The organism is Streptomyces sp. SL06, from assembly GCF_058244745.1.
The window spans coordinates 5,655,997-5,679,510 of sequence record NZ_JBSYOT010000002.1 but is presented as its reverse complement, the minus strand read 5'-3'; the positions used below and the strand labels follow the sequence as shown (position 1 = coordinate 5,679,510).

Sequence of the window (23,514 nt, the reverse complement as noted above, 5' to 3'; positions counted from 1 at the left end):
CCGGCCCCGGCCCGGGGCGGTGGGCCTAGGACGGAGGTCCCGCCCGTCGGGCCTAGGGCGAAGGGCCCTGTCCGGTCGGGGCCCGTGCCCGAGGCGGCCGGTGGGGCCCGGTTCCTACGTTGAGGATCACGCCGGCCCGGTCGGTCGGCGGGGACGGTCGGGACGACGGATACGGCGAAGGGGACGTGTGCCATGTCGGTGGCGATCATCACAGGGGCGTCGAGGGGACTGGGCCGGGCGCTCGCCGGGGCCCTGGCGGAGCGGGGCTGGGATCTGGTGCTCGACGCGAGGACTGCGGAGGCGCTCCAGGAGACGGCGACGGCGCTGGAGGCGTACGGCACGCGCGTGACGGCGCTGCCCGGGGATGTCGCTCAGGCCGGGCACCGGGCCGCCCTCGCGGCGGCGGCCCGGCGGCTGGGCGGGGTGGACCTGCTGGTCAGCAATGCGAGCGCGCTGGGCGCCGAGCCGTTGGTGCGGCTGGAGGAGCTGCCGCCGGAGGGGCTGCGACGGGCGCTGGAGGTGAATGTGGTGGCCGCGCTGGGCCTGGTCCAGGACGTGCTGCCGTCGCTGCGGGCGGCCTCGGCGGGCGCGGTGCTGACGGTCAGCTCGGACGCCGCCGCCGAGGCGTACGGGACGTGGGGCGGTTACGGGGCGTCCAAGGCGGCCCTGGACCGGCTGGCGGCGGTGCTGGGTGTCGAGGAGCCGGGGCTGCGGGTCTGGGCGGTGGACCCGGGGGACATGGCCACGGACCTGTACGCGGCGGCCGTACCGGACGACGACGATCCGCGGCCGGATCCGGCGAGCGTCGTTCCGGCGCTTCTGCGGCTGCTGGACGAACGGCCGGCCAGTGGCCGCTACCGGGCCTCCGCGCTGCTGGAGGCGCTGTGACGACGCCGGCGCCGCACGTTCCGCCGGAGCTGTCGGCCCGGGTGCCCGCCGAGCGGCGGGGGCCCGGCCTCGACCGGGACGCCGTACGGCTGCTGGTGTCGCGTGGCGCCGAGGTCTCGCACCACGGGTTCGGGGAGCTGCCGGGGCTGCTGCGGGCCGGTGATCTGCTGGTCGTCAATACGTCGGCCACGTTGGCCGCCGCCGTCGACGGGCGCGTCGGGCACGCGCGCGTGGTGGTGCACTTCTCCACTCGCGGGGACGACGGCCGGTGGGCGGTGGAGCTGCGGGATCCCGACGGGCGGGGCACCACGCGCGCGCGGGCGGGCGGGCCGCGGGGGGCCGGGGTGCGGCTGCGGGGCGGTGCGCGGCTGCTGCTGGAGGAGCCGCTGAGCACGCGTGGGGAGCGGCTGTGGTGGGCGCGGGTGTCGGGGGCGGAGGTGTCCGCGGTGCTGCGGGAGCACGGGCGGCCCATCCGTTACTCGTACACGGAGCGCGATCAGCCGTTGTCCGCGTATCAGACGGTGTTCGCGCTGCCGTCCGCCGACGGGACGGGCAGCGCGGAGATGCCGAGCGCGGCGCGGCCCTTCACGGCGCGGCTGGTGGCGGAGCTGGTGAGCCGGGGGGTGCGGTTCGCGCCGGTGACGCTGCACACGGGGGTGGCTTCGGCCAAGTCGCACGAGCCGCCGTATCCGGAGCGGTTCCGGGTGCCGGAGGCGTCGGCGCGGCTGATCAACGCCGTGCGGGCGGGTGCGGGGCGGGTCGTGGCGGTGGGGACGACCGCGGTGCGGGCGGTGGAGTCGGCGGCCGGTGTCGACGGGGTCGTACGGCCCCGGGCGGGGTGGACGGATCTGGTCGTGACTCCGGAGCGCGGGGTGCGGGTGGTGGACGGCCTGCTGACGGGGCTGCACGAGCCCGAGGCCTCGCATCTGCTGATGCTGGAGGCGGTGGCGGGGCGGGCGGCGATCGGCCGCGGCTACGACGCGGCGGTGCGGGGGCGCTACCTGTGGCACGAGTTCGGGGACGTCCATCTCCTCCTGCCGTGGGAGAGCGACTGAAAACCCCTTACACATCGCATTGCTTCAGCAACCAACGGTGAGAACGGCGGGGGGTCGATGTGAGCCCTCACATAGGGCGCACATCACGTACGAACAGGAGTAGGAGAGCGACTCGTCCCTTTTGAGCGGGACATACGGCCCTGTTTGCCCGGTATCACCCACCCCTGATCCACTACCCCGGATCGTACGTCACGCCTTTGCCACCGAATTTTGCGGCCGCTAAGAATTGCTCTCGTCGCTCAGCGCCGTGGGCATCCCGCCCCGGCGTTTGTGCCGGAAGCACCCCTGTCCCCCACCGGACGAGAGCGACCTCCGCGCTATTCGAAGAGGTCATCCCGCCATGCTGAAGAACATCCTTTCCCGTGGTCGCAGTAGTTCCCTGAACCGCACCCACAAGGTCGCGATCGCCGGTGTCGGCACGCTCGGCGCAGCCGCCGTCGCCCTCACCGCCGTACCGGCCAGCGGTCAGACGACCACGAGCGAGGCCGCTCCGACGGCCAAGGTGGCGTACAGCGCCAAGAAGATCCAGGACGTGCACGCGGGCGTCACCGGCCCGCTCGCCGGCACCGGCCAGAAGGTCGCCTCCATCGAGGCGAAGAAGGAGGCGGCCACCAAGACCGCCACCGAGAAGACCGCCACGAAGAAGGCGGCCGAGAAGGCCGCGCAGAAGCGCTCGGCGAAGGAGAGCACCAGCCGGTCCGCCAAGCGCACCGAGGTCAAGAAGGCCGCGAAGAAGAGCTACTCCAACAACCTCGACGGCTGGATCCGTGAGGCCCGGGACATCCTGAAGAAGCACAAGATCCCCGGCAGCTACGAGGGCATCCACCGCAACATCATCCGCGAGTCCTCCGGCAACCCGAAGGCCATCAACAACTGGGACATCAACGCCATCAACGGCATCCCGTCCAAGGGCCTGCTCCAGGTGATCCCGCCGACGTTCAAGGCCTACCACGTGCCCGGTACGTCCTGGGACATCTACGACCCGGTGGCCAACATCACCGCGGCCTGCAACTACGCCGCGGACAAGTACGGCACGATGGACAACGTCAACAGCGCGTACTGAGGCCGGCGCGGACCTCTTCTCGCCGACCGTCGCAGAGCCGAACGCCGAAGGGCGGCACCTCCGTCAGGAAGGGTGCCGCCCTTCGGGGCGCCGTGGCCGCGGCCTACTTGCGCATGACCTCCGGCTCGTGGCGGCGCAGGAAGCGCGCCACGAAGAAGCCGCAGATCACGCCGAGGACGATCAGCGCGGCCATGTCCAGGCCCCAGGCGCCGACGGTGTGCTCCCACAGCGGGTCGGCCGAGGCGCCCTCCTCGGGCGGGCTGATCCTGTTGAAGTCCAGCGTGGCGCCGGCCGCGGCGACCGCCCAGCGCGAGGGCATCAGGTACGAGAACTGGTTGACGCCGACCGTCTCGTTCAGGGCGAAGAGGCAGCCGGTGAAGACGACCTGGATGATCGCGAACATGACCAGCAGCGGCATGGTCTTCTCGGCGGTCTTCACCAGCGAGGAGATGATCAGGCCGAACATCATCGAGGTGAAGCCCAGCGCCATGATCGGCAGTGACAGCTCGACGAGCGTCAGCCTGCCGAGGACCAGCCCCCGCTCCGGGATCTCCCGGGTGGCGAAGCCGATGACGCCGACCAGCAGGCCTTGCAGCACGGTGATCACACCGAGCACGAAGACCTTGGACATCAGGTACGCGGACCGCGACAGGCCGGTCGCGCGTTCCCGCTCGTAGATGACCCGTTCCTTGATCAGCTCACGGACCGAGTTCGCGGCGCCGGCGAAACAGGCGCCGACCGCGAGGATCAGCAGGACCGTGGTCGCGGTGCCGTTGGGAATGATCCGGCCGGTCTGCGGGTTGACCGGATTGGGCAGCAGGCCCTTGTCGGAGTTGATGAGCAGGCTCACCGCGCCGAGCACGGCCGGCAGGACCACCATCAGGGCGAGGAAGCCCTTGTCGGAGACGATCACCGAGACATAGCGCCGCACCAGCGTGACGAACTGGGACATCCAGCCCTGCGGCTTCGGCGGCTTCATCGCCTGCATCGCCGGTACCTGTACGGACTGCGCCGCGACGGCGTCGATGTCCGCGGCGTACATCTGGTAGTGCTGCGAGCCCTTCCAGCGGCCCGCCCAGTCGTAGTCGCGGTAGTTCTCGAAGGCGGAGAAGACATCGGCCCAGGTGTCGTAGCCGAAGAAGTTCAGCGCCTCCTCCGGCGGGCCGAAGTAGGCCACCGCACCGCCCGGCGCCATCACCAGCAGCTTGTCGCAGGTCGCCAGCTCGGCCACCGAGTGGGTGACGACCAGGACGGTACGGCCGTCGTCGGCGAGGCCGCGCAGCAGTTGCATGACATCGCGGTCCATGCCCGGGTCGAGACCGGAGGTCGGCTCGTCCAGGAATATGAGCGACGGCTTGGTGAGCAGCTCCAGGGCCACGGAGACCCGCTTGCGCTGGCCGCCGGACAGGGACGTGACCTTCTTGTCCTTGTGGATGTCCAGCTTCAGCTCGCGCAGCACCTCGTCTATGCGGGAGTCGCGCTCGGCGGCCGTGGTGTCGGCCGGGAAACGGAGCTTGGCCGCGTACTTGAGGGCCTTCTTGACGGTCAGCTCCTTGTGCAGGATGTCGTCCTGCGGGACCAGACCGATGCGCTGACGCAGCTCGGCGAACTGCTTGTACAGGTTCCGGTTGTCGTAGAGCACCTCGCCCCGGTCGGCGGGCCGGTATCCGGTGAGCGCCTTGAGCAGGGTCGACTTGCCGGAGCCGGACGGGCCGATGACCGCGATCAACGACTTCTCGGGTACGCCGAAGGACACGTCCTTGAGGATCTGCTTGCCGCCGTCGACCGTGACGGTCAGGTGACGGGCGGAGAAGGACACCTCACCGGTGTCGACGAACTCCTCGAGCCGGTCGCCGACGATCCGGAACATCGAGTGGCCGACGCCCACGAGGTCGGTCGGGCCGAGCAGCTGGGAGCCGCCCTTGGCGATCGGCAGGCCGTTGACGTAGGTGCCGTTGTGCGAGCCCAGGTCGCGGATCTCCATGCGCCCGTCGGGCGTCGAGTGGAACTCCGCGTGGTTGCGTGAGACCTGGAGGTCGGAGACGACCAGGTCGTTCTCCAGGGCACGGCCGATGCGCATCACGTGCCCGAGGGAGAACTCGTGGAACGTGGTCGGACTGCGGTCGCCGTAGACCGGCGGCGCCCCCGCCGCGCCACCGGGTCCCTGCTGCTGGGGGAAGTGCGGCGCGGCCTGCTGCGGCTGCTGCCAGCCGGCCTGGTGCTGCGCGTGCCGCTGGGCCTGCTGCTGCGGTTCCTGTGCCGGTGCCTGCTGGGCCCAGCCGGCGCTCGCGCTCTGCGCGGCGTACGGCTGCTGCTGCGGCTGTGCCTGCGGTGTGCCGACGGACGCCTGGGCGCCGGTCAGGTTCACGCGTGGTCCGTCGGTCGCGTTGCCCAGGTTCAGCACCGAGCCGACGCCCAGCTCCACCTGCTGGATCCGCTGCCCGTGCACGAACGTGCCGTTGGTGCTGCCGTGATCCTCCACGACCCAGCTGCGGCCGTTGAAACTGATCGTGGCATGCCGCCAGGACACCCTGGCGTCGTCGAAGACAAGCTCCCCCTGCGGATCGCGTCCGAGCGCGTATGACCGGGACGGATCGAGCGTCCAAGTCCGTCCATTGGATTCCAGTACGAGTTCCGGCACTCCATGCCCCACTGAGTTGTCCCCCGAGTTACCCCCGTCGCTGGGAGTCTAGGGATGTCGAACATCGGGGGGAACTATTTCAGGCTCGCCCCCCTGACCGAAAGCCGGGCCGGTGAAAGCGGTGCGGGCGCCCGCGGCGGGCACACCACCGTCCAGATCACGCCACCGGGGCGCGCGCGTGGTCGCGGGGCCGTCGCCGGGCGGGACGGGCGTACGGGGTGTGTCCGCCAGACGGACCTAGGGGGCGAAAGCCACCGGGTGCCGGATACGGTTGGAACACCATGAGCGCTTCGCAGACCTCTGACGTTCCCACACTTCTCGTCAAGATCTTCGGCAGGGACCGACCGGGCATCACGGCCGGCCTGTTCGACACCCTCGCCGCCTACTCCGTCGACGTGGTCGACATCGAGCAGGTCGTCACCCGTGGCCGGATCGTGCTGTGCGCGCTCGTGACCGAGCCGCCCGGCGGTCTGGCGGGCGACCTGCGGGCGACCGTGCACAGCTGGGCGGAGTCGCTGAAGCTGCAGGCGGAGATCATCTCCGGTATCGGCGACAACCGTCCGCGCGGTCTCGGCCGCTCTCTGGTCACCGTGCTCGGGCACCCGCTCACCGCGGAGGCGACGGCCGCCATAGCGGCCCGGATCACCGAGTCGGGCAGCAACATCGACCGCATCTTCCGGCTGGCCAAGTATCCGGTGACCGCCGTCGAGTTCGCGGTGTCCGGCGTGGGGACCGAGCCGCTGCGCACGGCGCTGGCCACCGAGGCGGCGGCGCTCGGTGTGGACATCGCGGTCGTCGGGGCGGGGCTGCACCGGCGGGCGCAGCGCCTGGTCGTGATGGACGTGGACTCCACGCTCATCCAGGACGAGGTCATCGAGATGTTCGCCGCGCACGCCGGCTGCGAGGACAGGGTCGCCGAGGTGACGGCGTCCGCGATGCGCGGGGAGCTGGACTTCGAGCAGTCGCTGCACGCGCGCGTGGCGCTGCTGGCGGGGCTGGACGCCTCGGTGGTGGAGAAGGTGCGCGGCGAGGTGCGGCTGACGCCGGGTGCCCGCACCCTGATCCGCACGCTGAAGCGGCTCGGCTACCAGGTGGGGGTCGTCTCCGGCGGCTTCACCCAGGTGACCGACGACCTCAAGGAGCGGCTGGGTCTGGACTTCGCCCAGGCCAACACGCTGGAGATCGTCGACGGCAGGCTGACCGGCCGGGTCACCGGGGAGATCGTGGACCGGGCGGGCAAGGCCCGGCTGCTGCGCCGCTTCGCCGCCGAGGCGGGCGTACCGCTGTCGCAGACGGTGGCGATCGGCGACGGCGCCAATGACCTGGACATGCTGAACGCGGCCGGGCTCGGGGTCGCCTTCAACGCCAAGCCGGTGGTGCGCGAGGCGGCGCACACCGCGGTGAACGTGCCCTTCCTCGACACGGTGCTGTATCTGCTGGGCATCACCCGCGACGAGGTCGAGGCCGCGGACACGCTGGACGAGGGGCCCGGCGAGGACCCGGACCGCGTGGGTGCCGGGCCCTGTCGGGCGGGGTCGGATCAGTCGGTCGGCGCCCAGTAGTCGACCAGTGAGGCCACCCCGGGCTCCAGGTCCTTCCAGGAGCCCGGGAAGGTCAGGACGGCGAAGGCGGCGGTCGGGAACCCCCGGCTGTTCATCCGCTCGCGGACCTCGTCGTCGGCCGAGCCCGCCAGGACCTCGGCGAGCCCCTCCATGCCCGGGTTGTGCCCGACCACCAGCACGTTCCGCAGCTTGTCGGGGGTTTCGTTGAGCACGGCGATCAGCTCACCGGGCGAGGCCTCGTAGATCCGCTCCTCGTAGACGGTTTTCGGCCGCTGCGGAAACTCCTGGACGGCGAGCTTCCAGGTCTCGCGGGTCCGGGTCGAGGTGGAGCACAGGGCCTGGTCGACGGGGACGCCGGTGTCCGCCAGCCGGCGACCGGCCTCTGCGGCGTCCTTGCGGCCCCGATCGGCGAGTGGCCGCTCGTGGTCGGTCACCTCGGGCCAGTCGGCTTTCGCATGCCGGAAGAGGACAATCCTGCGGGGTTCTGCGACGCTCATGGCATCCAGCTTCGCATGAAACAGGCCACGGGGCGCAGGGAGTTGACATGCGGATTCATCGCGGGACACGCGTCCGGGGCGAGGGTCCGGCCTCAGCGCGCGGTGAGCCGCTGCACCCGCTCCACGAGGTGGGCCAGCGCGGGCTCGCCCGCGGCCGCGTGGGCGTCCGCGGGATTGAGTATCAGCAGGAGCAGGACGACGAAGGCGAGCACGGGCAGGGCGAGGGCCCACCAGGGCAGCCGGATGTCGACGCCGCCCCTGGTCGCCTGGGGAGGCCGGGTGTGGGTAGGGGCCGACATGAGTGCCTCCGCTGGTCCTTGAGCGTCCCTGGTCCGTGCTCCGCGGCCCGCCTGTCGCGGGCACATCTCGAAACTACGGAATCCGCGGACACCGGCCCATCCGGAGATCCACCCACTCGACCCTGACCCTCGCCCCCTAGGGGACGGTGGGGTTAACCCCACCCGTCGGACGGCGGGGGCGGGGTCACGGGGAGGCGATCGTCGCGATGATGCCGATGATCACGAAGATCGCGAGGAACGAGCCGAAGACGATCAGCATCTTCTTCTGGCCGTGCTGGGGGTTCGGGTCGAGGACTGGCATGCGGCAAGTCTCGCATCCGTGCCACGGGCCGGGCCCGGCGGCCCGCCGACCGGGGTCAGCGGGCCGCCTCCGCCTCCACCGTGCGGTTGCGCCCGGCCAGGACACCCACCCCGATCTGCGGCACCATGAGGGCGCTCATCAGGGCGATCGGCAGGCCCCAGCCGCCGCTGTGCTGGTAGAGCACGCCGACCAGGAGCGGTCCCGGGATGGAGATCAGGTAGCCGGTGCTCTGCGCGAAGGCGGACAGCTGGGCGACGCCCGCGCCCGTCCTGGCCCGCATCCCGACCATGGTCAGCGCGAGCGGGAAGGCGCAGTTGGAGATGCCGAGCAGCAGGGCCCAGGCCCAGGCGCCGGCGGCCGGGGCGAAGTACAGGCCGGCGTACCCGGCGAGCCCGCACAGGCCCAGTACCAGCACGATCGGGCCCTGGTGGGGCAGGCGGGTCGCCACGCGCGGGATGACGAAGGCGAGCGGCACGCCCATCACCATGGTGACGGCGAGCAGCAGCCCGGCGGTGCCGGCCGACACGCCCGCGTCGCGGAAGATCTGCGCCATCCAGCCCATCGTGATGTAGGCGGCGGTGGCCTGGAGGCCGAAGAAGACGGCGAGTGCCCAGGCCGTACGGCTGCGGGTGATCCGCAGCCGGGGCTGCTCGGCGGACTGTGCCGCCGGCCGGCCGGCGGGCGCGGGTTCGGCGCCGGCCGTGCCGTTGGCGGTCGGGGCACTCGGGTCGGGCGACGGTGTGGAGGGCGCCGCCCGGTCCCGTACGAACGGGATCCAGGGCAGGACGGCCGCCGCGGCCGGCAGGGCCCAGACCGCGAGGCCGGGCTGCCAGTCGGCGCCCAGCGCGTTGGTCACGGGCACGGTCGTGGCGGCGGCGACGGAGGTGCCGAAGGCGAGGGCCATCGAGTAGAGGCCGGTCGTGGAGCCGACGCGGTCGGGGAAGTAGCGCTTGACGATGACCGGCATCAGGACGTTGCTGACCGCGATGCCCATGAGCGCGAGGGCGGTGGCGGCCAGGAAGCCGGCCGTGCCGCCGATGTACGGGCGTATCAGCAGGCCGGCGGTGATGGCGGCCATGCCCGCGCAGACCACGGCCCCGGGTCCGAAGCGGCGGGCCAGCCGGGGGGCGGTGACCCCGAAGACGGCGAAGCAGAGCGGGGGCACGGAGGTGAGCAGTCCGGCCACGCTGCCGCTCATGCCGAGCCCGTCGCGGACCTCTTCGAGGAGCGCGCCCAGGCTGGTGATGGCGGGGCGCAGATTGAGCGCGGCCAGGACGATGCCGAGGAGGAGCAGACGGGTCGTCCACGCCGTCCACGCGCGCGTGGAGGACGCCCCGGGGGCCGCGGACCCGGGCCCGCCGGACCGTGTCCTGGCCTCCGCGGGAGTCTGCGCCGGGGTCCCCGCCCGGGTCTGCGTCCCGGTTTCCGCCCGGGTTTCGTCACCAGCCATGAGGCCCATCATAGAATCATGGGATGATTGGTTGTCCACTCGTGCCGTCCACTCATGTACGCGCGCACTCCACTCACGTGCGAAGGTGAGCCATGCCCCTGAGCCATCCCCGTCGTTCGGCGCTGTCCGAGCAGGTCATCGCGGCGCTGCGGCAGCAGATCACCTCGGGTGAGTGGCCGGTCGGCTCCCGCGTCCCGACCGAGCCCGAGCTGGTCGAGCAGCTCGGCGTCGCCCGGAACACGGTCCGTGAGGCGGTCCGCGCGCTGGCCCACAACGGGCTGCTGGACATCCGTCAGGGCTCGGGCACGTACGTCGTGGCGACCAGCGAGCTGGCCGGCGTGATGCAGCGCCGCTTCGCCGACGCCGACACCCGGCACATCGCCGAGCTGCGTTCCGCCCTGGAGTCGGCCGCCGCCCGGCTCGCCGCCGAGCGGCGTACGGAGAAGGACCTCAAGCAGCTCGACGCGCTGCTGGTGCGCCGCGAGGAGGCCTGGGAGTCGGGCGACGCGGAGGCGTTCGTGGCGGTGGACGCGACCTTCCACCTGGCCGTGGTGGCGGCCTCGCACAACGACGTGATGAGCGCGATGTACGCGGATCTGAACGAGGTGATGCGGGACTGGCTGCGCGAGGACGTGGGCGACGAGCTGACGCCGGGGACGCACATGGACCACACCCGGCTGGTCGACGCCATCCGCGCGGGCGACGCCGGGACGGCGGGGGCCGAGGCAGCGGGCTACCCGTTCCTGTGCCGGCCGGGCCGGATCAGTCCGCCCGCCGGTGGCTGACCCACGTCGAGCGGACCTCCTTCCAGCACCGTCCGGCCAGCCGCACGGTCTGCGCGGGCCCGGCCGCCACCGGGGCGCCGTCGGTGTCGAGGTCCCACCAGCGGGCGCACTCGACGTGCAGGCGCACCTGGTCGGTCCCCGGGTACGGGTTGTGGCAGTGGGCGGTCACGTCGGAGGCGTCGATCCGGACCCTGCACTCGGCGCCGAACGGCTCCGGCGCGGCGGCGTCCCCGGCGGCCACGCGCGCGTGGGACACCGCCTCGTACGGCAGGGTCAGCACACAGGCGAGGGCGAGAGCGGCCGGGGCCAGGCGGGCGAGCAGACGCACAGGGAGACCCCCTCGGCCGCGCTGGGGAGGAGAACACGTGGTGAACCGGTACTCAGCGTGCGCCGCGCGCCGCCCCGCCGCCCGGCCGGTTGAGCCGGCCGGGTGACACGGTCCGGCCGGTGACACGCCGAGGGCCCGCGTCCGGGAAGGACGCGGGCCCAGGGGTGACGGCCGTCAGGCGCCGATGGCGTGCAGACCGCCGTCGACATGGACGATCTCGCCCGTGGTCTTCGGGAACCAGTCGCTCAGCAGCGCGACGATGCCGCGGCCGGCCGGGTCCGGGTCCTTCAGGTCCCACTCCAGCGGGGAGCGACTGTCCCACACGGAGGCGAGGTCCTCGAAGCCCGGGATGGACTTGGCGGCCATGGAACCGATGGGGCCCGCCGAGACCAGGTTGCAGCGGATGTTCTGCTTGCCGAGGTCACGGGCCATGTAGCGGCTGGTGGCCTCCAGCGCGGCCTTGGCCGGGCCCATCCAGTCGTACTGCGGCCAGGCGAACTGGGCGTCGAAGGTGAGGCCGACGACCGAGCCGCCGTTCTGCATCAGCGGCAGGCACGCCATGGTCAGCGACTTCAGGGAGTACGCGGAGACGTGCATGGCCGTGGCGACCGACTCGAACGGCGTGTTCAGGAAGTTGCCGCCCATCGCGTCCTGCGGCGCGAAGCCGATCGAGTGGACGACGCCGTCCAGGCCGCCCAGCTCCTCGCCGACGATGTCGGCCAGGCGCCCGAGGTGCTCGTCGTTGGTGACGTCCAGCTCGATGACCTTGGTGGGCTTCGGCAGCTTCTTGGCGACGCGCTCGGTCAGCGTCGGACGCGGGAAGGCGGTCAGGATGATCTCGGCGCCCTGCTCCTGGGCGAGCCGGGCCGCGTGGAAGGCGATGGAGGACTCCAGCAGCACGCCGGTGATCAGGACGCGCTTGCCCTCGAGGATTCCGCTCATGGTGATCAGTGACCCATTCCCAGTCCGCCGTCAACGGGGATGACGGCTCCAGTGATGTACGAGGCGTCGTCCGAGGCGAGGAACCGCACCGTCGCGGCGATCTCCTCGGGCCGCGCGTACCGGGCGAGCGGCACCTGCGCGAGGATCTTCGCCTGCTGGTCCTCGGTGAGTTCCCGGGTCATGTCGGTGTCGACGAAGCCGGGCGCGACGACGTTGAAGGTGATGTCGCGCGAGCCCAGCTCACGGGCGAGGGAGCGCGCGAAGCCGACCAGGGCGGCCTTGGAGGCGGCGTAGTTGGCCTGCCCCGCGGAGCCGAGGAGCCCGACCACCGAGGAGATGAGGACGACGCGGCCCTTCCTGGCCCGCAGCATGGCCCGGTTGGCGCGCTTGACGACGCGGAAGGTGCCGGTGAGGTTGGTGTCGATGACGGACGTGAAGTCCTCCTCCGACATCCGCATCAGGAGCTGGTCCTTGTTGACGCCGGCGTTGGCGATCAGGACCTCGACGGGACCGTGCGCTTCCTCGATCTCCTTGTAGGCCTGCTCCACCTGCTCGTTGTCGGTGATGTCGCACTTGACGGCGAGGACGCCCTCGGGCGGCTCTCCCGAGCGGTACGTGATCGCGACCTTGTCGCCGGCGTCGGCGAACGCGCGGGCGATGGCGAGGCCGATGCCCCGGTTGCCTCCGGTGACGAGAACCGAGCGGCTCAACGGATCACCCTTTCCCTAGCGGTCTGGTATCCGCCCGAACACCCGGTTGACAGGCGGCTATGGCAGGCGGCTTCCTCGAAAACCTATCGGTCCCCGCCCGCCCCCGAAGACTCGGGCACCCACAGTGGCTCACGGGGCTGGCTGTCGGGTCCCTACAGAAGGGCACCGGCGGCGCGCAGCCGCCCCCGGCGGCAAAGATGTGGTCCCGTCCGGGCCGACGCGACATGATGCGGCGCAGCCCCCGGTGTCGCGGCAGACGACCGGTCACGTCGACAGAAAGAGACACAGGTGCCTCACCGCATCGACGAAGCCTTCACGGCACTCCCGCTACGCGCCCTCGCCGACGCCGCGCTCGCCCGCGCGCGTGCGCTCGGCGCCGAGCACGCGGACTTCCGGCTGGAGCGGATCCGCAACGCCTCCTGGCGGCTGCGGGACGCCAAGCCCGCCGGATCCTCCGACACCACCGACCTCGGGTACGCGGTGCGGGTGGTGCACGGCGGTACCTGGGGCTTCGCGTCCGGCGTCGACCTCACCATGGACGCCGCCGCGAAGGTCGCCTCGCAGGCGGTGGCGATGGCGAAGCTGTCGGCCGAGGTGATCAGGGCGGCCGGGTCGGACACGGCGCCCTCCACGCCCGTCGGGCAGTGGGGGAGGGTGGAGCTGGCCGACGAGCCCGTGCACGCCGACCGGACGTGGATCTCGGCGTACGAGATCGACCCCTTCACCGTGCCCGACGCGGAGAAGACCGCACTGCTGGCCGACTGGAGCGCGCGGCTGCTGGCGGCCGACGGGATCGACCACGCCGACGCCTCGCTGCTGACCGTGCACGAGAACAAGTTCTACGCCGACACCGCCGGGACCGTGACCACGCAGCAGCGGGTGCGGCTGCACCCGGTGCTCACGGCCGTGTCGGTGGACGACTCCAGCGGCGAGTTCGACTCCATGCGCACCCTGGCGCCGCCCGCCGGACGCGGCTGGGAGTACCTGACCGGCACCGGCTGGGACTGGGACGCGGAGCTGGCCGAGATCCCGGAGCTGCTCGCCGAGAAGATGCGGGCGCCGAGCGTCGAGGCGGGGCTGTACGACCTGGTCGTCGACCCGTCGAACCTGTGGCTGACCATTCACGAGTCCGTCGGGCACGCGACGGAGCTGGACCGGGCGCTCGGGTACGAGGCCGCCTACGCCGGCACCTCCTTCGCCACCTTCGACCAACTGGGCAGGCTGCGCTACGGCTCGGAGCTGATGAACGTCACCGGCGACCGCACCGCCGAGCACGGCCTGGCGACCATCGGGTACGACGACGAGGGCGTCGAGAGCCAGTCCTGGGACCTGGTGAGGGGCGGCACGCTGGTGGGCTACCAGCTCGACCGGCGGATCGCGAGGCTCACCGGGTTCGAGCGGTCCAACGGGTGCGCCTACGCCGACTCCCCCGCCCATGTGCCCGTGCAGCGCATGGCCAACGTGTCGCTGCGGCCGGATCCCGGCGGGCTGTCCACTGAGGACCTGATCGGGGGTGTGGACCGGGGGATCTACGTCGTCGGTGACCGGTCCTGGTCCATCGACATGCAGCGGTACAACTTCCAGTTCACCGGGCAGCGGTTCTTCCGGATCGAGAACGGGCGGCTCGCGGGGCAGTTGCGGGACGTGGCCTACCAGGCGACGACCACCGACTTCTGGGGGTCCATGGCGGCCGTCGGCGGCCCGCAGACATATGTCCTGGGCGGCGCCTTCAACTGCGGCAAGGCCCAGCCGGGACAGGTCGCGGCCGTCTCGCACGGCTGCCCGTCCGCCCTCTTCAAGGGAGTCAACATCCTCAACACCACCCAGGAGGCGGGCCGATGAGCGCCGGTACGAACAAGCCGCACGAGATCGTCGAGCGGGCGCTGGAGCTGTCCCGGGCGGACGGCTGTGTCGTCATCGCCGACGAGGAGTCCACCGCCAACCTGCGCTGGGCGGGCAACGCCCTCACCACCAACGGCGTCACGCGCGGGCGCACGCTCACCGTCGTCGCCACCGTCGACGGGCGGCGGGGCACGGCGTCCGGGGTGGTGTCGCGCTCGGCGGTGACCGTGGACGAGCTGGCGCCCCTGGTGCGCGCCGCCGAGGCCGCGGCACACGGCGCCGGACCGGCCGAGGACGCGCAGCCGCTGGTCACGGGCGGGCCGGCCTCGCCCGACTTCACCGACGCGCCCGCCGAGACCTCGTCGGCCGTGTTCGCCGACTTCGCGCCGGCCCTCGGGGAGGCGTTCGCACGCGCGCGTGCCGGCGGCCGGGAGCTGTACGGCTTCGCCAACCACGAGATGACGTCGACGTACCTGGGGACGTCCACCGGGCTCAGGCTGCGGCACGACCAGCCCAACGGGACGCTGGAGCTGAACGCCAAGTCGCCCGACCGCACCCGGTCGGCGTGGGCGGGGCGCTCCACGCGGGACTTCAAGGACGTCGACCCGACCGCGCTCGACGCCGAACTGGCCGTACGCCTCGGCTGGGCCGAGCGGCGGGTGGAGCTGCCCGCCGGGCGGTACGAGACGCTGCTGCCGCCGACCGCGGTGGCCGACCTGCTGATCTACCAGTTCTGGTCGGCCTCGGGCCGGGACGCGGTCGAGGGGCGCACGGTGTTCTCCCGGCCGGGCGGCGGCACGCGGGTCGGCGAGCGGCTCGGCGAGCTGCCGCTGACCCTGCGCGGCGATCCGCACGAGCCGGGCCTTGAGTGCGCGCCCTTCGTGGTCGCGCACTCCTCGGGCGGCGACCAGTCGGTGTTCGACAACGGGCTGCCGGTGGCGGCGACCGACTGGATCCGCGCGGGTGAGCTGAACCGGCTGACGACCACCCGGCACAGTGCCGGGCTGACCGGGCTGCCGGTGGCCCCGGCGGTCGGGAACCTGATCCTGGACGGCGGCACGGACCGCTCCTTGGCGGAGATGGTGGCCGGCACGGAGCGCGGGCTCCTGCTGACCTGCCTCTGGTACATCCGCGAGGTCGACCCGGCGACGCTGCTGCTGACCGGGCTGACCCGGGACGGCGTCTATCTCGTCGAGCGGGGCGAGGTCGTCGGCGAGGTGAACAACTTCCGGTTCAACGAGTCGCCGGTGAGTGTGCTGGGCCGGGCCACGGAGGCTGGCCGCACCGAGAAGACGCTGCCCAGGGAGTGGGGGGACTGGTTCACCAGGGCCGCGATGCCGGCGCTGCGGGTCCCCGACTTCAACATGAGTTCTGTCAGTCAGGGCGTATAACCTCGTAGTCGGCCGTCACCCGGCTGCCCGAGGATCACCAGCAGGCATGAGCACGTAGGAGACAAGAGAACCGTGACGGACATCGTCGACGAGCTGAAGTGGCGCGGGCTGTTCGCCCAGTCCACCGACGAGGACGCTTTGCGCAAGGCGCTCGCGGACGGTCCCGTCACCTTCTATTGCGGTTTCGACCCGACCGCGCCCTCCCTGCACGTGGGGCACCTGGTGCAGGTGCTCACCGTGCGCCGGCTCCAGCAGGCCGGGCACCGGCCGCTGGCGCTGGTCGGCGGGGCCACGGGCCAGATCGGCGACCCGCGCCCGACCGCGGAGCGCACGCTGAACTCCCCGGAGACCGTCGCCGGCTGGGTCGAGCGGCTGCGCGGCCAGATCGAGCCGTTCCTGTCCTTCGCGGGCGAGAACGCCGCGGTGCTGGTCAACAACCTCGACTGGACCGCCGGCCTCTCGGCGATCGAGTTCCTGCGGGACATCGGCAAGCACTTCCGCGTCAACAAGATGCTGACCAAGGACTCCGTCGCCCGGCGCCTGGAGTCCTCCGAGGGCATCAGCTACACGGAGTTCAGCTACCAGCTGCTCCAGGCGATGGACTTCCTCCAGCTCTACCGGAGGTACGGCTGCACGATGCAGCAGGGCGGCAGCGACCAGTGGGGCAATCTCACGGCCGGCCTCGACCTGCTGCACCGGCTGGAGCCGGACGCCGATGTGCACGCCTACGCGACGCCGCTGATGACGAAGGCGGACGGCACCAAGTTCGGCAAGACCGAGGGCGGCGCCGTCTGGCTCGACCCGGAGATGACGACGCCGTACGCCTTCTACCAGTTCTGGCTGAATGTGGATGACCGGGACATCTCGACGTACCTGCGCATCCTGTCCTTCCGCTCCCGTGCGGAGCTGGAGGAGCTGGAGGAGCAGACGCGGGAGCGGCCGCAGGTCCGGGCGGCGCAGCGCGCGCTGGCCGAGGAGCTGACCACGCTGGTGCACGGCGCCGACCAGACGGCCGCCGTGATCGCCGCGTCCAGGGCGCTCTTCGGCCAGGGCGAGCTGGCGGAGCTGGACGACCGGACACTGGCGGCGGCCCTCGCCGAGCTGCCGCGCGTCGAGGTCGCCGAACTGGCTCCGGTCGTCGACCTGTTCGCCGAGGTCGGCCTGGTGGCCAGCAAGTCCGCCGCGCGCCGCACGGTGAAGGAGGGCGGCGCCTATGTGAACAACACCAAGGTCGCCGGCGAGGACGCGGTCCCCGCGAAGGAGGATCTGCTGCACGGGCGCTGGCTGGTGCTGCGCCGCGGCAAGAAGAACCTGGCCGCGGTGGAGGTCACCGGCGCCTGAGCGCGCGGGCGAGGGGCGGTTTCCGGTGCCGTGCCGGAGACCGCCCCTCGTCGTACGGTGGGTGCGGTGCCCGTCAGGCCCGTTCGCGCATCTTCCGGTTGCCCCGCACCGCCATGTAGACCGCGTCACCGACGCCGACGATGATGACCGCGGCGACCAGCTGGAACAGGTGGCGCCACCAGTCGATGCCGGACGTCGACTCGACACCGGCCGCCCGTGCGACCGCGTTGCCGACGATCGCGCCGAGCATGCCGAAGATCGTGGTCAGCCACAGAGGGCTGTGCTGCTTCCCGGGAATGATCGCCTTGGCGATCATTCCGAGGACGAATCCGACGATGATCGCCCACAACCAGCCCATGACTGCCTCCTCGTACGGCTCTACGCGAGCATTGCCGCAAGTCTTGGGCCGTACCGCGCACGGCGCACGCCGGGTGCGGCCGAACGGGGCACCGCGCCCGGGTGCCCGCACGCCGGGTGCCCCGGTCTCGTGGGCGGCGCGGGTGCGGCGTACCGTGGGCAGTTGTCCGGGACCGCGGTCCCCGAGCGGCCGCGGACGGGAGCGGGGCGGGGAGGGTCCGATGCGGGCGGATGGTGGAACCAGATGCGGAAGCAGAGCGCCGGTGCCGAGGTGTTCCGGATCACCGGAGCCCGTACGGGACTTCAGGACGACGTACGCGGACGGCAGCGCCGTTACATCATCTCGATGTCGGTCCGCACGGTCGCGGTGATCCTCGCGGCCTGTCTGTGGAACGTGGAGCGGCATGTCGCGATCGTGGCCCTGATCCTCGGCGTGGTCCTGCCGTACGTCGCGGTGGTGATCGCGAACGCCGGGCGCGAGAACGCGCCATCGTTGCCGTCGACGTTCGTGACGGTGCCGATGCGGCCGATGCTGGTGTCACCGCGTGCCGACGACGCTTCCGCATCCTCCGTCCCGGAAGGCACCGGGCCTGATCCGGCGCCGGACGCGGCCGGTGGGTCGCACGGCCGGCCGTGATCGCGGGGCGGTCGGAGCGGGCGTCGATTCCGCGCCAGGCCGAAGAACTGCTCAGATGAATCATGTTGTTCCGGTGCCGGGCGATGGGCGACCCGTGACATACTTCGTACGCGCTCCGCATCCCCCGTCGGAGCGACGGACCGACGCCGGGCAGCTCCCCCCGTGGCTGCCCGGCGTCGCCTTTGTCTGGACCTGTGAGACGAACCTGTGAGTGACGAGACCGCCCCGGAGCCCTCCCCGATCTGCTCCGCCAAGGCCTGCCGCACCGCCGCCGTGTGGGTGCTGGCGTGGAACAACCCGAAGGTCCACACGCCGGAGCGCCGCAAGACGTGGATCGCGTGCGAGGAGCACCGGGAGCATCTGTCGCAGTTCCTCGGGGTGCGGGGCTTCCTGAAGGACGTGGTCCGGCTGTCGGAGTGGGAATCCCCCGAGGGCGGCTAGCCGCCGATCGCCGACATCGGGCGGTCCGGCTGGACGAACGACGGGTCGTCGAGGCCCGCGCCCGCCTTCTTGCCCCACATGGCCAGCCGCCAGATGCGGGCGATCTCCTCGTCGGGCGCCGCGGAGCGCAGGGCGGCGCGCAGGTCGGTCTCCTCGCGGGCGAACAGGCAGGTGCGCACCTGGCCGTCGGCGGTCAGGCGGGTGCGGTCGCAGGCCGAGCAGAACGGGCGGGTGACGGAGGCGATGACGCCGACGCGGTGCGGGCCGCCGTCCACGACCCAGCGCTCCGCGGGAGCCGAGCCGCGCTCCTCGGAGCCCTCGGCGGTCAGCTCGAAGCGGGTGCGCAGGGAGGCCAGGATGTCACCGGCGGTGACCATGCCCTCGCGCTTCCAGCCGTGCTGGGCGTCCAGGGGCATCTGCTCGATGAAACGCAGTTCGTAGCCGTGCTCGACGGCCCAGGCGAGCAGGTCGGGGGCCTCGTCGTCATTGAGTCCCGGCATCAGGACGGCGTTGACCTTGACCGGGGTCAGGCCGGCCTCGCGGGCGGCCGCCAGGCCCTCCAGGACATCCTTGTGGCGGTCTCGGCGGGTGAGGATCTTGAAGACGCCCGGACGCAGGGTGTCCAGCGAGACGTTGACCCGGTCGAGGCCCGCGGCCTTCAGCGCGCTCGCCGTGCGCCGCAGACCGATGCCGTTGGTGGTCAGGGACATCCGGGGGCGCGGGGCGAGGGCGGCGACGCGCTCGACGATGCCGGGCAGACCGGGGCGCAGCAGTGGTTCCCCGCCGGTGAAGCGGACCTCCTCGATGCCGAGGGAGGTGACCGCGACATCGATGAGGCGGACGATCTCGTCGTCCGTGAGCAGGTCGGGCTTGGCCAGCCACTGGAGGCCCTCTTCGGGCATGCAGTAGGTGCAGCGCAGATTGCAGCGGTCGGTGAGCGAGACTCTGAGGTCGGTGGCCACCCGGCCGTAGGTGTCGACGAGCACGTGGGCCTCCTTCCCTCGGCTTCCCTCGGCCCGGATCGGCGGAGCACGTCTCTCCCCCGACTCCTGCGAGCCTACGTGACCGGTCCGACATCGAGCGCGGCCCGATCCCTACGACGTGCGGCACGGCCCCGTCGTAGGGATCTACGACGGGGCCGTGCGCGGGGCGGGATCAGTGGGCGCCGGTGCCGGTCAGGGACCGGACCTCCAGCTCCGCGTACTTGGCCTTGTCGGGCTCCTCCTTGGACAGGACCGTGCCGAGCCAGCCCATGAGGAAGCCGAACGGGATGGAGATGATGCCCGGGTTCTTCAGCGGGAACCAGGCGAAGTCCACGTCGGGGAACATCGCCGTGGGGTCGCCGGAGACGACGGGCGAGAACAGCACCAGGCCGACGGCGACCACCAGACCGCCGTAGATCGACCACAGGGCGCCCTGAGTGGTGAACCGCTTCCAGAACAGGCTGTAGAGGATGGTCGGCAGGTTGGCGGACGCGGCGACCGCGAAGGCGAGGGCGACCAGACCGGCCACGTTCAGGTCGCGGGCGAGGGCGCCGAGGGCGATGGAGACGATGCCGATGAAGACGGTCGCCCAGCGGGCCGCGCGGACCTCCTCCTTGCCGGTCGCCTTCCCCTTGCGGATGACGTTGGCGTAGATGTCGTGCGCGAAGGACGAGGACGAGGCGAGGGTGAGGCCCGCGACCACGGCGAGGATGGTCGCGAAGGCCACCGCCGAGATCGTGGCCAACAGGATGGCGCCCCAGGCCGAGTCGACGCCGCCGATGTGCAGGGCGAGCAGGGGCGCTGCCGTGTTGCCGGACGGATTGGACGCCCTGATCTCGTCCTGGCCGATGAGCGCCGCGGCGCCGAAGCCGAGCGCGATGGTCATCAGGTAGAAGGCGCCGATGATGCCGATCGCCCAGTTCACGGACTTGCGGGCGGCCTTGGCGTTGGGCACCGTGTAGAAGCGGATCAGGATGTGCGGCAGACCGGCGGTGCCGAGCACCAGGGCGATGCCCAGGGAGATGAAGTCCAGCTTGGTGGTGCCGGTGGCGCCGTACTGGAGGCCGGGCTCCAGGAAGGCGGCGCCCTGGCCGCTGTTCTCGGCGGCCTTGCCGAGCAGGTCGGAGATGTTGAAGTTGAACTTCAGCAGGACCAGGAAGGTGATCAGGACGGTGCCGCTGATCAGCAGTACGGCCTTGACCATCTGGACCCAGGTGGTGCCCTTCATGCCGCCGATGGTCACGTAGACGATCATCAGGACGCCGACGAGGGCGACGATGAGGACCTTGCCGGCGTCGGAGGTGATGCCCAGCAGCAGCGAGACGAGGACGCCCGCGCCCGCCATCTGGGCCAGCAGGTAGAAGATCGAGACGACGATCGTCGAGGTGCCTGCGGCGGTGCGCACGGGGCGCTGGCGCATGCGGTACGCCAGCACGTCGCCCATCGTGTAGCGGCCGGAGTTCCTGAGCGGTTCGGCCACCAGGAGCAGGGCGACCAGCCAGGCGACCAGGAAGCCGATGGAGTAGAGGAAGCCGTCGTAGCCGAAGAGGGCGATGGCGCCGGCGATGCCGAGGAAGGAGGCGGCCGACATGTAGTCGCCGGAGACGGCGAGTCCGTTCTGGAAGGCGCTGAACTGGCGTCCGCCCGCGTAGAAGTCGGCGGCGTCCTTGGTCTGGCGGCCCGCCCAGACGGTGATGACGAGCGTCGCGACGACGAAGACCGCGAAGAGCGTGATGATGAGCGGGCGGTGCTCGCTGGCCTCGTTGGCGGCGAGGTCGGCGGCGAGAACGGTCTGTGCGGGGCTCATGCGCCGCCCTCCATCCGGGACTTGATGGCCTCGGCCTTGGGGTCGAGCTGCGCGGCGGCGTGCCGCGAGTACCACCAGGCGATGAGGAATGTGGTGACGAACTGGGCGAGGCCGAAGACGAGGGCGACATTGATGTTGCCGAACAGCTTGGTGCCCATGAAGCCGCCGGCGTAGTTCGACAGCAGCACGTACAGCAGGTACCAGGCCACGAAGGCGATCGTCAGCGGGAACGCGAAGGAGCGGAAGGAGCGGCGCAGTTCGGCGAACTCAGCGCTCTGCTGCACTTCGGAGAACTCCTCGGCGGAGGGAAGTGGGCGTTCCTCTTTCGAGGGGGGCGGTGCGTCGGTGGCCACGGAGTCTCCTCGTACGACGGACATGACGGCTTGGACCTCGGTGTTCTCACAGGGAACTGATCGTGTTCGGGTTCCCTGTCCAACGACACGGCGCCCCGCGGGCACCGGTTCAACACCCGTGGCACTTTCCGAAGTCACCCTCGGTGGGTCATTGCTGGCCAGCGGCTTCGAGGGATAGCTTCACCCTGCACCATCAAGTCATGTACCTGACCGAGCGCCACCTGTGTCTCGGGCCGGTTTCGTTTCCGGATGATGTGGAGACCCCATGAATCATCTGCGTACCCCGCGTTCCAGACGCAGGCTCGCCCTCGCCGTACCCCTCGCGCTGTCGCTCACCGTGTCGCTCGGCTTTCTGCCGGGTGCCGCCTCGGCCGCCCCGCGGGCCGAGACCGCCGCCCAGGCCGCGCGGGCCGACGACGCGCCCGCTCTGGCGTACGTCGTCAACACCCGGACGGACCCGCGCACCGTCGCGTCGGTGAAGCGCGCGACCGCCAGGGCCGGCGGTGACGTGGTCGCCACCTACGAGCGAATAGGCGTGCTCGTCGTCCACTCGGCCGACCCCGGCTTCGCCGCACGGATACGGAAGGCGCCCGGTGTGCAGTCGGCGGGCGCGACCCGCACCGCGCCGCTGACCGCCGCCGGGACGACGGACGAGGGCGCCGCGGAGGTCCTCTCCGCCGATCGGGCCGCGCGGATCGCGAAGGCGTCGAAGGCCGCGGGCGCCGCCGAGCCGCTGGAGGCCGACCAGTGGGACCTGCGCGCGATAGGCGCCGACCGGGCCGCGCGGATCAACCCGGGCAGCTCCCGGGTCACCGTCGCCGTGATCGACACCGGCGTGGACGACACCCACCCCGACCTCGCCCCGAACTTCTCCGCCGCCCAGTCCGCCAACTGCGTGGGCGGCACGGCGGACACCAGCGAGGGCGCCTGGCGGCCGTACACCGCCGGCGACTACCACGGCACCCATGTGGCCGGTGAGATAGCCGCCGCCCGCAACGGCATCGGTGTCGCCGGTGTCGCTCCGGGCGTCAAGGTGTCGAGCATCAAGGTGAGCGACCCGGACAACGGCCTTTTCTATCCCGAGAACGTCGTGTGCGCCTTCGTGTTCGCCGCCGACCACGGCGTCGACATCACCAACAACAGCTACTACGTGGACCCCTGGCTGTACAACTGCGTGGACGACCCCGACCAGCGCGCGATCGTCGACGCGGTCGACCGGGCCCAGCTGTACGCCCAGCGCAAGGGCACCCTGCACGTCGCCTCCGCCGGCAACTCCAACCACGACCTGGCCTCGCACGCGATCACCGACAACTCCAGCCCCAACGACACCACTCCGGTGCCGCGGACCGTCGACCCGCACGAGTGCTACGACATCCCGACCCAACTGCCGGGCGTCGTCACGGTCAGCGCGACGGGCGTGGACAAGGACAAGTCGTACTACTCCTCGTACGGCCGGGGGGTCGTCGACGTCGCCGCGCCGGGCGGTGACGGGCTCTACCAGATCCCGGACACGCCGTCGAGGAACGGCCGCATCCTGTCGACCCTGCCCGGCAACACGTACGGCTATCTGCAAGGCACCTCGATGGCCGCGCCGCACGTCGCGGGCGTCGCCGCGCTGCTCAAGTCGGAGCACCGGCACGCCTCTCCGGCGACGCTGCAGGCGCTGCTGAAGGCCCAGGCGGACAACCCCGGCTGCCCCGCCTACTACGACCAGGACGGCGACGGCACCCAGGACGCCGTCTGCGAGGGCGGCAAGCGGGTCAACGGCTTCTACGGCTCCGGCATCGTCAACGCGCTGCGCGCGGTGAAGTGACCTCCCCCGCACGCGCTTTCCCCGGCGG

At 71.4% G+C, this 23,514-nt stretch carries 23 protein-coding genes; 11 read left to right on the top strand and 12 right to left on the bottom strand.

The features are described from left to right. The first annotated feature begins 192 nt into the window (after positions 1-192). From AC4IHM_RS26020 to AC4IHM_RS26010, 3 genes are all read left to right on the top strand, one after another. Entirely contained in the window at positions 193-888 is a 696-nt protein-coding gene (locus AC4IHM_RS26020) for an SDR family NAD(P)-dependent oxidoreductase (protein WP_490869419.1), read from the top strand. After that, complete coding sequence (locus tag AC4IHM_RS26015; RefSeq protein ID WP_490869418.1) at positions 885-1,943, top strand: S-adenosylmethionine:tRNA ribosyltransferase-isomerase; 1,059 nt, start codon at positions 885-887, stop codon at positions 1,941-1,943. Before AC4IHM_RS26020 ends, AC4IHM_RS26015 begins: the two co-directional genes overlap by 4 nt. A gap of 340 nt (positions 1,944-2,283) precedes the next feature. After that, complete coding sequence (locus AC4IHM_RS26010; protein ID WP_490869417.1) at positions 2,284-3,006, top strand: transglycosylase SLT domain-containing protein; 723 nt, start codon at positions 2,284-2,286, stop codon at positions 3,004-3,006. 103 nt (positions 3,007-3,109) lie between these two features. On the opposite strand, the gene AC4IHM_RS26005 is transcribed toward AC4IHM_RS26010, so the two are convergent. Continuing rightward, on the bottom strand, positions 3,110-5,647 hold the full coding sequence (locus AC4IHM_RS26005) for an ABC transporter ATP-binding protein/permease (protein WP_490869416.1): 2,538 nt from the start codon (positions 5,645-5,647) through the stop codon (positions 3,110-3,112). 281 nt (positions 5,648-5,928) lie between these two features. On the opposite strand from AC4IHM_RS26005, the gene serB reads away from it, so the two are divergent. Beyond that, the gene (serB, locus tag AC4IHM_RS26000; RefSeq protein ID WP_490869415.1) at positions 5,929-7,209 is read left to right on the top strand and encodes a phosphoserine phosphatase SerB; all 1,281 of its coding nucleotides are present in this window, start codon (positions 5,929-5,931) and stop codon (positions 7,207-7,209) included. Here the strand turns inward: serB and AC4IHM_RS25995 are convergent. The 4 genes from AC4IHM_RS25995 to AC4IHM_RS25980 form a co-directional block, all read right to left on the bottom strand. Continuing rightward, entirely contained in the window at positions 7,188-7,706 is a 519-nt protein-coding gene (locus AC4IHM_RS25995) for a SixA phosphatase family protein (protein ID WP_490869414.1), read from the bottom strand. The genes serB and AC4IHM_RS25995 overlap by 22 nt on opposite strands. A 92-nt stretch (positions 7,707-7,798) precedes the next feature. After that, positions 7,799-8,005, bottom strand: coding sequence for a hypothetical protein (locus AC4IHM_RS25990; protein WP_490869413.1), 207 nt, complete (start codon positions 8,003-8,005; stop codon positions 7,799-7,801). Between the two features lie 184 nt (positions 8,006-8,189). Next, positions 8,190-8,306, bottom strand: a complete 117-nt coding sequence (locus tag AC4IHM_RS25985; protein ID WP_365619499.1) for an SGM_5486 family transporter-associated protein — start codon at positions 8,304-8,306, stop codon at positions 8,190-8,192. A gap of 55 nt (positions 8,307-8,361) precedes the next feature. Next, positions 8,362-9,765, bottom strand: coding sequence for a CynX/NimT family MFS transporter (locus tag AC4IHM_RS25980; RefSeq protein WP_490869412.1), 1,404 nt, complete (start codon positions 9,763-9,765; stop codon positions 8,362-8,364). An 83-nt stretch (positions 9,766-9,848) separates the two neighbouring features. Between AC4IHM_RS25980 and AC4IHM_RS25975 the strand changes: the two genes are divergently transcribed. Further along, positions 9,849-10,541 carry a FadR/GntR family transcriptional regulator gene (locus AC4IHM_RS25975; RefSeq protein ID WP_490869411.1) on the top strand — a complete coding sequence of 231 codons (693 nt, stop codon included), beginning with the start codon at positions 9,849-9,851 and terminating at the stop codon, positions 10,539-10,541. On the opposite strand, the gene AC4IHM_RS25970 is transcribed toward AC4IHM_RS25975, so the two are convergent. The 3 genes from AC4IHM_RS25970 to fabG all read right to left on the bottom strand — a co-directional run bounded on the left by AC4IHM_RS25970 (position 10,519) and on the right by fabG (position 12,521). Further along, positions 10,519-10,869: a hypothetical protein gene (locus AC4IHM_RS25970; protein WP_490869410.1), complete on the bottom strand. Its 351-nt coding sequence runs from the start codon at positions 10,867-10,869 to the stop codon at positions 10,519-10,521. The genes AC4IHM_RS25975 and AC4IHM_RS25970 overlap by 23 nt on opposite strands. A gap of 174 nt (positions 10,870-11,043) precedes the next feature. After that, positions 11,044-11,811: an enoyl-ACP reductase FabI gene (gene fabI, locus AC4IHM_RS25965; RefSeq protein ID WP_490869409.1), complete on the bottom strand. Its 768-nt coding sequence runs from the start codon at positions 11,809-11,811 to the stop codon at positions 11,044-11,046. Positions 11,812-11,816: 5 nt separating this feature from the next. Then, on the bottom strand, positions 11,817-12,521 hold the full coding sequence (gene fabG / locus AC4IHM_RS25960) for a 3-oxoacyl-[acyl-carrier-protein] reductase (protein ID WP_490869408.1): 705 nt from the start codon (positions 12,519-12,521) through the stop codon (positions 11,817-11,819). A gap of 288 nt (positions 12,522-12,809) precedes the next feature. Between fabG and AC4IHM_RS25955 the strand changes: the two genes are divergently transcribed. The 3 genes from AC4IHM_RS25955 (at position 12,810) to tyrS (ending at position 17,095) form a co-directional block, all read left to right on the top strand. Continuing rightward, positions 12,810-14,363: a TldD/PmbA family protein gene (locus tag AC4IHM_RS25955; protein WP_490869407.1), complete on the top strand. Its 1,554-nt coding sequence runs from the start codon at positions 12,810-12,812 to the stop codon at positions 14,361-14,363. Continuing rightward, on the top strand, positions 14,360-15,754 hold the full coding sequence (locus AC4IHM_RS25950; RefSeq protein ID WP_490869406.1) for a metallopeptidase TldD-related protein: 1,395 nt from the start codon (positions 14,360-14,362) through the stop codon (positions 15,752-15,754). The genes AC4IHM_RS25955 and AC4IHM_RS25950 overlap by 4 nt, the downstream gene beginning before the upstream one ends. A gap of 72 nt (positions 15,755-15,826) precedes the next feature. Beyond that, positions 15,827-17,095: a tyrosine--tRNA ligase gene (gene tyrS, locus AC4IHM_RS25945; RefSeq protein ID WP_490869405.1), complete on the top strand. Its 1,269-nt coding sequence runs from the start codon at positions 15,827-15,829 to the stop codon at positions 17,093-17,095. A 73-nt stretch (positions 17,096-17,168) separates the two neighbouring features. Here the strand turns inward: tyrS and AC4IHM_RS25940 are convergent, their stop codons facing one another. Further along, positions 17,169-17,453, bottom strand: a complete 285-nt coding sequence (locus AC4IHM_RS25940) for a GlsB/YeaQ/YmgE family stress response membrane protein (protein ID WP_490869404.1) — start codon at positions 17,451-17,453, stop codon at positions 17,169-17,171. A 243-nt stretch (positions 17,454-17,696) separates the two neighbouring features. Between AC4IHM_RS25940 and AC4IHM_RS25935 the strand changes: the two genes are divergently transcribed. Both AC4IHM_RS25935 and AC4IHM_RS25930 read left to right on the top strand, forming a co-directional pair. After that, a complete protein-coding gene (locus tag AC4IHM_RS25935) occupies positions 17,697-18,089 on the top strand; it encodes a DUF3099 domain-containing protein (RefSeq protein ID WP_490869403.1) in 393 nt (130 codons plus the stop codon). 207 nt (positions 18,090-18,296) lie between these two features. Then, the gene (locus AC4IHM_RS25930) at positions 18,297-18,530 is read left to right on the top strand and encodes a hypothetical protein (RefSeq protein WP_490869402.1); all 234 of its coding nucleotides are present in this window, start codon (positions 18,297-18,299) and stop codon (positions 18,528-18,530) included. Here AC4IHM_RS25930 and moaA read toward each other — a convergent pair. The 3 genes from moaA to AC4IHM_RS25915 form a co-directional block, all read right to left on the bottom strand. Continuing rightward, on the bottom strand, positions 18,527-19,516 hold the full coding sequence (gene moaA / locus AC4IHM_RS25925) for a GTP 3',8-cyclase MoaA (RefSeq protein WP_490869401.1): 990 nt from the start codon (positions 19,514-19,516) through the stop codon (positions 18,527-18,529). The genes AC4IHM_RS25930 and moaA overlap by 4 nt on opposite strands. A 169-nt stretch (positions 19,517-19,685) precedes the next feature. Beyond that, positions 19,686-21,320, bottom strand: coding sequence for a solute symporter family protein (locus AC4IHM_RS25920; protein WP_490869400.1), 1,635 nt, complete (start codon positions 21,318-21,320; stop codon positions 19,686-19,688). Further along, a complete protein-coding gene (locus tag AC4IHM_RS25915; protein WP_490869399.1) occupies positions 21,317-21,673 on the bottom strand; it encodes a DUF485 domain-containing protein in 357 nt (118 codons plus the stop codon). The genes AC4IHM_RS25920 and AC4IHM_RS25915 overlap by 4 nt, the downstream gene beginning before the upstream one ends. A 265-nt stretch (positions 21,674-21,938) precedes the next feature. On the opposite strand from AC4IHM_RS25915, the gene AC4IHM_RS25910 reads away from it, so the two are divergent. Next, entirely contained in the window at positions 21,939-23,486 is a 1,548-nt protein-coding gene (locus AC4IHM_RS25910; protein ID WP_490869398.1) for a S8 family peptidase, read from the top strand. Positions 23,487-23,514: the final 28 nt, after the last annotated feature.